8 protein-coding genes are annotated in these 9,307 nt (G+C 68.9%); 3 read left to right on the forward strand and 5 right to left on the reverse strand.

What is annotated here, in order from left to right; all coding sequences use genetic code 11:
* Positions 1 to 6 precede the first annotated feature (6 nt).
* From AHIS1636_RS13430 to AHIS1636_RS13450, 5 genes are all read right to left on the reverse strand, one after another.
* Positions 7 to 1,110: a Gfo/Idh/MocA family protein gene (locus AHIS1636_RS13430; RefSeq protein ID WP_264796340.1), complete on the reverse strand. Its 1,104-nt coding sequence runs from the start codon at positions 1,108 to 1,110 to the stop codon at positions 7 to 9.
* The gene (locus AHIS1636_RS13435; protein ID WP_264796341.1) at positions 1,107 to 2,111 is read right to left on the reverse strand and encodes a Gfo/Idh/MocA family protein; all 1,005 of its coding nucleotides are present in this window, start codon (positions 2,109 to 2,111) and stop codon (positions 1,107 to 1,109) included. The genes AHIS1636_RS13430 and AHIS1636_RS13435 overlap by 4 nt, the downstream gene beginning before the upstream one ends.
* Positions 2,112 to 2,141: 30 nt before the next feature.
* A complete protein-coding gene (locus tag AHIS1636_RS13440; protein ID WP_264796352.1) occupies positions 2,142 to 3,047 on the reverse strand; it encodes an ATP-binding cassette domain-containing protein in 906 nt (301 codons plus the stop codon).
* A gap of 29 nt (positions 3,048 to 3,076) precedes the next feature.
* The gene (locus tag AHIS1636_RS13445; RefSeq protein ID WP_264796342.1) at positions 3,077 to 4,117 is read right to left on the reverse strand and encodes an ABC transporter permease; all 1,041 of its coding nucleotides are present in this window, start codon (positions 4,115 to 4,117) and stop codon (positions 3,077 to 3,079) included.
* Between the two features lie 62 nt (positions 4,118 to 4,179).
* Positions 4,180 to 5,178, reverse strand: coding sequence for a substrate-binding domain-containing protein (locus AHIS1636_RS13450; RefSeq protein WP_264796343.1), 999 nt, complete (start codon positions 5,176 to 5,178; stop codon positions 4,180 to 4,182).
* Positions 5,179 to 5,475: 297 nt separating this feature from the next.
* On the opposite strand from AHIS1636_RS13450, the gene AHIS1636_RS13455 reads away from it, so the two are divergent.
* The 3 genes from AHIS1636_RS13455 to AHIS1636_RS13465 all read left to right on the forward strand — a co-directional run.
* Positions 5,476 to 6,216 (forward strand): GntR family transcriptional regulator, encoded by a 741-nt coding sequence (locus AHIS1636_RS13455; RefSeq protein WP_264796344.1) that lies wholly within the window; start codon positions 5,476 to 5,478, stop codon positions 6,214 to 6,216.
* Between the two features lie 20 nt (positions 6,217 to 6,236).
* Complete coding sequence (iolB, locus tag AHIS1636_RS13460) at positions 6,237 to 7,139, forward strand: 5-deoxy-glucuronate isomerase (RefSeq protein WP_264796345.1); 903 nt, start codon at positions 6,237 to 6,239, stop codon at positions 7,137 to 7,139.
* A gap of 1,101 nt (positions 7,140 to 8,240) precedes the next feature.
* On the forward strand, positions 8,241 to 9,307 hold a 1,067-nt coding region (locus AHIS1636_RS13465; RefSeq protein ID WP_264796346.1), incomplete at its 3' end, for a DUF222 domain-containing protein.

Genomic DNA, 9,307 nt, shown 5'->3' on the forward strand with positions numbered 1-9,307 from the left:
TTTCCTTTACTGGTTGGGCAGGTTTACGGCCGGAGCCGGTGCTTCATCCGGGAAGCGGATCCCGAGCTGCCGGCGCAGCTCGTCGGCCAGCCTCAGGAACCGGATCGAGTCGGCCATCGGCCGCTCCTCGACCTCCCGCCGTCCGGCCGCGATGGCACGGGCCACGGCGGCCGCCTGGTAGTGCAGCCCTTCGAGGTGGCCGCCGGATTCGCCGCCGTAGCGCAGCTCGCCGCCGTCGTGGCTCTTCACGGTGAAGCCGCCGGGAAAATTGAATGGCCCGTCAATGGTCAACGTGGCCCGGGTCCCGACGACGGTGGCCGCGGTCGGGGTAAAGCCGTACAGGTTCGTGTTGGTCACGGCGTGAGCCCCGCCCGGGAACTGCATCACCGCCGAGATCTGCCCGTTCACGCCCTCCGGGTGCGGGGTCCCCAGGGCGCAGACCCGCTCCGGGTCCCCGAGCAGCGCCGTGATAAACGCGAGCGGATAGGTGCCGAGGTCCAGCAGCGGCCCGCCGGCGAGGTCGGCGTCGAAAATCCGGTGCCCGGGCTCGAAGTGCTCGCCGTACTCCGCCATCACGGAGACCACCTGCCCCAGGTGGCCTCCGTCCAGCAGCTGCCGCACGACGTCGAACTTTGGCAGGAAAAACGTCCACAGGGCCTCCGCGGCGAGCAGCCCCCGGGCCTGGGCCAGCGCGGTGATCTCTTCGGCCTGGCCGGCGTTGATGCCGATGGGCTTCTCCACCAGCACGTGCTTGCCGGCGTCCAGCGCCTCCAGAGCCACCCGGTGATGGTGGTTGTGCGGGGTGGCCACGTAGACGATGTCGACGTCCGGCGCCTCCGCGAGTTCACGGTAGCTGCCGTAGGCCGCCGGGATGCCGAAGCGCGCCGCGAACCCGGCGGAACGATCCAGCGACCGGGAGCCCACCGCCGCCAGCTCCTGCCGAGTGTGCTGCTGCAGCGAGGCCGCGAACCGCTCGGCGATCCAGCCGGGGCCGGCGATTCCCCAGCGCAGCGGCGGCGCCTCGCGCGGGTCGGGCACCCGGCTTACGGGCAGGCGGCCAGGCAGCCGGTCGTGCACCGCGTCGGGCCGGGCGTTGTCCGCGGCGCTCATAGAGCGGCGACCGGGGTGAAGGCGCCGCCGTCGTGCATCGAGCGCACCATCGCGTCCGCGGCGAGCGTGGCGCGCAGCCCGTCCTCCGCCGTGGCCAATGACGACGGCGTTCCCTCCAGCAGGTGCCGGACCCAGGCCTGCAGCTCGCGCCGGTAGGCCTCGGCAAAACGCGGCCGCCAGTCCGCCGGGTACTCCACGTAGTTCTTCCTCTCCAGGTTGTACGCCGCAACGGCGGGTTCCACGACCCGGGCCGTCCCGCGTTCGCCGACCACCTCGCACTGGGTGGAGTAGCCGTGTCCGGCGTTGAGGAACAGTTCCAGCGTGGCCAGCACGCCGGAGCGGAGCCGGACCATCATGAAGGCCGGGTCCTGCAGGCCCGGGGCGGCCTCGGAGGAAGCGAGGACGCCGGGCACCCAGGACACCTCGGCGATCGGGCTGTCCAGCAGCCAGGGAAACACGTCCAGCTCATGGATCGCGGAATTCGTGACGGCGGATTCGCTGGTCGCGCCGGGGGCGGCGGAGACATTGCGGCTGATGCCGTGCAGCAGCAGCGCCCGCCCGAGCCCGCCCTCGGCCAGGGCCTGCCGCAGTTCCACATGGCCGGGGTCGAAGCGGCGCATGAAGCCCACGCTGACCAGGGAGACGCCGCGTTCGTCGCGCACCGCGCGCTCGGCGTCGACGATCCGCCGGGCCTCGTCCGCCGTCGAGGCCAGCGGCTTCTCGCACAGCACGGGCTTGCCGGCGTCCAGGCAGGCCTGCACCAGCTCCGGATGGGTCGAATCGTGGGAGGCGATCACCACCGCGTCCACGCCGTCGTCGTGGATGAGCTCCAGCGGGTCCGTTACGGCCCGCGCGCCCAGGGCCGATGCCGCGGCCTTGGCACGTTCGCCGTCGATATCCGCCACGCACGCCAGCGTGCTGCCGCCGATGTTCCTGGCCAGGTTCTCCGCGTGGTCGGCACCCATGATTCCAGCGCCCACCACTCCCGTCCGAATGGTCACATGCCCTCCCTTGCTTGTTCCGCCGGCGGCCTAGGCGCGCCGGGATTCCGTAGCTTCGACTTCCGCTTCCACTTCCGCCACGACGTCCTTGTGGCCGCCCAGGGCCTCCAGCTCGTGGGCCAGCTCCGCCAGTTCCGCGCCGCCGGCCATCTGGGCGGTGAGTTCCTCGAGCGTGATGTCCTTCTTGTTGTAGTAGCCGATGGACTTGCCGCGCTTCAGCAGCAGGAACCTGTCCCCCACCGGATAGGCGTGGTGCGGGTTGTGCGTAATGAAGATGACGCCGAGGCCGCGGTCGCGGGCCTGCAGGATGTAGCGCAGCACGACGCCGGACTGCTTCACGCCCAGGGCCGCCGTCGGCTCGTCCAGGATCAGGACCTTGGCGCCGAAGTGCACGGCGCGGGCGATCGCCACGCACTGGCGTTCACCGCCCGAGAGCTGCCCGATCGGCTGCTCCACGTCGCGCAGGTCGATCCCCATGTCCTGCAGTTCCTTCTTGGTGATCTGCTTCATCCGCTCGACGTCGAGCCGCTTGAAGGGGCCGACGCCGGTGGTCAGTTCCGAGCCAAGGAAGAAGTTGCGCCAGATCGGCATCAGCGACACGACCGCCAGGTCCTGGTAAACAGCGGCGATGCCGGAGTCCAGGGCCTCGCGCGGCGACGACAGCTTGCGGTCCTCGCCGAGGATGGTGAAGGTTCCCTCGTCGTGCTGGTGCAGGCCGGCGATGATCTTGATCAGCGTCGACTTGCCCGCGCCGTTGTCCCCGAGCACGCAGGTCACGCGTCCGGCGTCGACCGCCATGGTGACGTCGCGCAGGGCGATGATGTTGCCGTAATGCTTGCCCACCTTGTCCAGGTTCAGCAGGTGCACGGGGGTGGAGGTCAGCGGGTCGGTTTCACCCTGGAGCAGCGTGTCCTGGGTGATCTTCTTGTTGTCCATGGTGGTCATTTCCTTCTGCTCCTTGTCCGTTACTTCTGCTCGGCCCGGCGCTTGACCACGAGGTTGACGATCGTGGCCAGCAGGAGCATCAGGCCCAGGAAGAACTTGAACCAGTCCGGGTTCCACTCGGCGTAGACGATGCCTTTGTTGGCCATGCCGAAGATGAAGGCGCCGATCGCGCCGCCGATTGCGGAGCCGTAGCCGCCGGTCAGGAGGCAGCCGCCGATCACCGCGGCAATGATGTAGAGGAACTCGTTGCCGATGCCTTCACCGGACTGGACGGTGGCGAAGGCGAAGAGGTTGTGCATGCCGAGCACCCAGGCGCAGAAGCCTACGGCCATGAACAGGCCGATCTTCGTCTTGACGACCGGTACGCCCACGGCGCGGGCGGCGTTCGAATCGCCGCCGGAAGCGAAGATCCAGTTGCCGACCCGGGTCCGCAGGAGGATCCACGAAGCGACTGCGACCATGGCGATCCAGATGAAGACGGTGATCTTCACCTCGACCCCGGCGATGTTGACCGAGGAGGCGAAGATCGCCTTGGCGGAATCGAAACCGTCCATGTTGGAGATCGACGGCGTGGAGACGCTGCCGCCGATGGCACGGGTCAGGCCGAGGTTCAGGCCGGTCAGCATCAGGAAGGTCGCCAGCGTCACGATGAAGGACGGGAGCTGGGTCTTGATCAGGATCCAGCCGTTGATGAAGCCGACGCCGAGCGACATGACCAGGGCCAGGGCCACCCCGACCCAGACGTTCATCGAGAAGTACCAGCTGAAGAGCGACGCCATCAGCGCCGAGCTGATCACCGCGACACCGGTGGAGAGGTCGAATTCGCCGCCGATCATCAGCAGCGAGACGCCCACGGCCATGATGCCGATGGTCGACGCGCCGTAGAGCACGGTGGCGATGGACGCCGGCTGCAGGAAGACAGGCGCGACGGCGGCGAAGAAGATGAAGAGGGCGACCGCCCCCACCAGCGCGCCGATTTCCGGGCGGCCCAGGATCTTGCTCAGAGTGCTTTTCTTGCCGACCCGTTCATCGGTCACGGGCGCTGTTGCTGTCATGGTCATGTCATTTGCTCCTTGGAGGCCGTGGCGGAGCCGGAACCGGCCCCGCCACGGCTTTCGTCTGTTTAGCGGACGCCTTCTTCGGCGAACTGGAGGACCTGTTCAGCGCTCTTCTGGTCCACGATGGTCGGGCCGGTCAGCACCGGCTGGCCGCCGCCGATCTCGAACCCGCCGCGCTTGTTCAGCCACAGCGCGTCCACCGCTCCGTAGCCCTGCAGCCACGGCTGCTGGTCGACGGTGAAGAGGATCTCGCCGTCGACGATCTTCTGTGCCAACTCGGCGTTCATGTCGAAGGACGCGACCTTCGCGTCGCTGCCCGCACCCGAGATGGACTTGAGGATGGTCAGGGTGAAAGGTGCGCCCAGGCCGATCACGACGTCGGCGGCCTTGGTTGCCTGCAGCTTCGCGGTCACGGTGGACTCGACCTGCGTCATGTCCGTTCCCTGCACGTACAGGACCTCGGTATCCGGCACCTTCGCCTTCACACCCGCGCACCGGTTCTCGAGGCCCACGTGGCCCTGCTCCTGGATGACGCAGATGGGGTGCTTGTAGCCCTCCGTGGCGAGCCGGTCGCCGACGGCCTCGCCGGCGAGCTTCTCGTTGGAGCCGAAGTGCGTGATGGCGCCCAGTTCGGCGGAACGGTCCTCGCCCGCGTTGAGGCTCACCACCGGGATACCGGCATCCTCGGCCTTCTTGAGCGCCCCGGCCAGCGCGTCGGGCTTGGCCAGGGTGACGGCGATGCCATCGACGCCCTGGTCGATGGCCTGCTCTACCAGCTGCGCCTGCCGGCCGCCTTCGGGATCGGAGAGGTACTGCAGTTCGACGTTGTCCTTGGCCGACGCCTCTTCCGCACCCTTGCGGACGATGTCCCAGAACGTGTCGCCCGGGGCAGCATGCGTGATCAGGGCGACGTTGATGCGCTCGGTGCTGGCGATCGCACCGCCGCCGCCTTCATTGGCCGCTTCCGGCGTACGCCCGCCGGAACTGGAGCACGCCGTGAGCGCAAGGGCCGGAACCACGACCGCTGCGGCCGCGAGTTTCCGCCAGGAAAGCTTGTGTGACACGAGAATCTCCTTTGTCTGCGTGGTCCGGCCTTCCCCGAAGGCCGGGGGCCGCCCGGCTGCAGTTGCCTGCCGCCCGGCTCAGCGCCTTGAACACAAGAATGGGTGACACGCATCACAAAAGTCAATAGAATGTCAGGACATATTCACATTAGGTCGCCAAGAGCACCGCGCCCGCCGCTCGGAGACAAGCCCGGGACCCGCGGAACCTCTGGACACGGCTGGTACGCTCGTTGAAAGATTTGTCCTGTCAATAGGTCAACGGCGAACGATGAACAGGAAGCAGGTGAACGAGGGATTATGAACACCGAGCTCAACATCCCGATCGACCGGTCATCCCCGGTCCCCCTCTACCACCAGGTCGTCCAGGGGATTGAAGCGGCGATCCACAGCGGCGCGCTGGAATCCGGTTCCCGCCTCGACAACGAGATCGAACTCGCCAGCAAGCTGAAGCTCTCCCGGCCCACCATGCGCAAAGCCATGGACGAACTGGTCCGCTCCGGGTTGCTGGTGCGAAAGCGGGGCGTCGGAACCCAGGTGGTCTCCAGCCAGGTCCGCCGGCATCTGGAGCTCTCCAGCCTGTTCGATGACCTGAAGCGCACCGGGCAGAAGCCGACCACCGACGTGCTTGAGTTCCGCCACGGCGCCGCCGACCCGGATATCGCCGCGGCGCTGGACCTGCCCGCGGGCGTGAACGTCTACCACTTCACCCGGCTCCGCTGCGTTGGCGGGAAGCCGCTCGCGCTCATGGAGAACTGGGTCCGGGACGACATCACGGAGATCACGGAGGACGGGCTGCGGAAGCTGGGCCTCTACCAGATCCTGCGGGACGCAGGGGTGAACTTCCGCCTGGCCACCCAGCGGATCGGCGCGACCGTCGCGGACAAGCGGCAGGCGGGCCTGCTGGAAACCACTCCGGGCTCCGCGCTGGTCACCATGGAGCGCACGGCCGTGGATGACGCGGGCCGCAACGTGGAAACCGGACGGCACGTCTACCGCGCCGACTCCTACAGCTTCGAAATGACCCTGGTCCAGCGCTAAACCAACCGAAAGGCCATTCCATGCCCGGGACAACGCAATGGTTCTATCCGCTCGGTTCCGCTAACGACGGCGCCTGGCAAGTATCGCTGGGAGCCTCCGACAGTGCCACCAAGGTCGAGGGCTGGGCGCACACCGGCCTCAAGGTCGCCCGGCTCGGCCCCGGCGAAGCGGTCAAGCTTGGCGCCGAGGCGGAGGAACGCATCGTGGTTCCCCTGGAGGGCGCCTTCACGGTCACCGTGGACGGGACGGACTACGAGCTCCGCGGCCGTGCCTCCGTCTTCGCCGGCCCCTCGGACGTGCTCTATACCGGAATCGAAACCGCCGTCGCCATCTCCTCGAAGGAGGGCGGGCGCGTCGCCGTCGCCCTGGCGCCGGCGAAAGCCAGCTACCCGGTGCGGCTGATCAGCGCGGAAGAGACGCCTGTCGAACTGCGCGGCGCCGGCGTCTGCTCGCGCCAGGTGCACAACTTCGGCACGCCCGCCGCGCTGGAGGCGGACCGCTTCATCGTCTGCGAGGTCATCACGCCGGCAGGGAACTGGTCCTCCTATCCCCCGCACAAGCACGACGAGGAAAAGGACGGCGAGACCAGCCTCGAGGAGATCTATTACTTCGAGACCCGGCTCGCGCGGGACGCCCCGGCACCGCCCGCCATCGACCCCATCGGGTACGCACGCGTCTACGCGTCGGACGAGCGGCCCATCGACGTCAACGCCGAGGTCCGCAGCGGCGATGTGGTCCTGGTCCCCTACGGCTGGCACGGTCCGGCGATGGCCGCCCCGGGCTACGACCTCTACTATCTCAACGTAATGGCCGGTCCCGGCCGGGTGCGCGAGTGGCTGATCAGCGACGACCCGCACCACGGCTGGATCCGCCGGACCTGGGACGGGCAGCGGGTCGACCCGAGGCTGCCGTTCATGGACTGACCAGCGGCGGGCATCTCCCAGCTGCCTTCACCGCAATGGCTGGGCCGGCCTCAGCGCCTCCCCGTACTGCCCTTCACCGCACTGGCTGGCCCCGCCGCCGCGCCTCCCCGGGCTGCCCTTCACCGCACTGGCTGGGCCGGCGTCAGCGCCTCCCCGGGCTGCCCTTCACCGCACGGGCTGGGCCGGCGTCAGCGCCTCCCCGGGCTGCCCTTCACCGCACTGGCTGGCCCCGCCGCCGCGAGCTGTCGTGGGCCATTTTGCACAAGGCGGCAGCCTGCCATCCTTTTCCCGAAGGGTGCTGCGAATACTGTCGGTGGCGGCTTGTAGCGTGGGGTCATGGAGTTCAAGGAGGAAGGCTCAGCGGAGTGGCGGGACGTTTCGTTCCCGTCCGGCGCTGGCCTGTCCCTGCTTGAGTATCGCCTCTATCAGGCGATCGCTGAGGAGTACGGCCGGCTGATGCGCGAGGACGGACGGTCCCGCCCGGCTCCAGGTCTTCGCGGTCAGCGTGCACGCAGAGCCCTTGGTCTCGTGCACTTTGCACCGCCTCCCGTAGACGCTGTTGTCGTGGCTCCAGAGCTCCTGTTTTCCGCACCGGCAGCTGGCGAGGATGCCGCAAGCGCCTCTGCCCCCGCTCCCGCGGATCCGAAGCTCCCTGCTGTTTCGCCGCCGGGTTCATCCGATGGCAATGCCACGCCGGACCACCCGGACGCCTCCCCAGCTTCTACCCCTGTCGTTCCCGATCAGGAGGACACCCCGGCCAAGCCGGATGGGACCGAAGAGCCGGTCTCCGGTAATCCCCAAACTGCATCCGGGCCTGCGGAGCCGATTGCTGCTCCCCAAGCCGCACCCGACCCAGCGGATCCGGTTTCCCGTGACTCGCAATCAGCAACCGATGCGGTGGAGCCGTCCGCCGATCCCCAGGCTGCTTCCGGGCCTGAGGAGCCGGTTTCCGCTGATCTGGAGGCTGCCTTCGGGCCGGTTGAGGATGAGGGTGAGGACGGGATACCGGATTGGGCGTTGTCTCCGGCGCAGCGGTTGAAGCGGGAGAAGGCACGGGAGGCGGCGAAGCCGCGGCCTCCGGCGTTGGTGGAGCACGGGCCGGTGGAATGGTTCCAGGCCTGGCGGGACATCACCCCGGCGGACCTGGCCGTCGTGCTCGCCCGGCAGGACGTCAAGCAGCTGGCGGACGGGGTGCTGCTGGAGTACCTGGCCGCGGTGGAAAAGGTGACCGCGTCCTGGCAGGCGGCCCGCGTGCGGGGGCTGGACGAGTTCGCGTCCCGCCGCACCGAACCCGGCTCCCCGCTGATGGGCCCGGAGGGCCATGACCGGGGCACGGTGCGGGAACTGGCCGCGCACCTGCACCAATCCCAGAAAACCCTCCACACGGACCTCGCCGACGCGGTCCAGCTCTGCACCGGGTTCCCGTCCACCCTGGAAGCGATGGACCAGGGGCGGGTGGACCTGGGCCGGGCGGCCGCGATCGTGCGCGGGTCCCGCGACCTGCCCGCCAACCTGTTGGGCGAGTATGAAGCGCAGGTGCTGCCCGGCGCCGGGAACGTGGTGAGGGAGACCGTGCAGGACCGCGCCCGGGCGGCCCGGCACCGGCTGCACCCGCAGACCCTGGACGAGCGGCATACGACGGCGATGGAGCACCGCGGCGTGTGGTTCCGGCCGCAGGACGACGGGATGGCCGAACTGACCGTGCACGCCGGCGCCGACACGGCCATGGCCGTGTACAGCCTGGTGCAGGAGCACGCGAAACACCTCAAAACCCTCGACGGGGAAACCCGCACCCTCGCCCAGCTGCGCGCCGACGTCCTCGCCGACCTCTGCCTCCAACCCCCGGCCCCCGCGCCCGTCGGATCCGGGGCCGCCGCCGCCAACGGTGGAATCCAGTTGCCTGGCTCTGAAGGCTCCGGGAATGCCCCGTTCGGCGGAAGCGACCTCGGCGCGCTTGGGGACGCTGCCGGCGCTGCCTTCGGCCTGGCCGCCGGAGACGCCGCGTCCGGTCCGTTCAACGGACGGGGCGCCGCGTTCGGTGTCGCCGCCGGCACCGCCGCTCCCGCCGGTGCTGTTGCTGCCGGGCAGGGCGGGCTTTTCGGCCCGCGGGCCGACGAGGCTGCCGGAGCGGCGGGTCGGGGCGTCCAAGAAACGTGGGGCGGCGGGAA

This window comes from Arthrobacter mangrovi, assembly GCF_026011795.1.
GTDB classification, from domain to species: Bacteria; Actinomycetota; Actinomycetes; order Actinomycetales; family Micrococcaceae; genus Crystallibacter; species Crystallibacter mangrovi.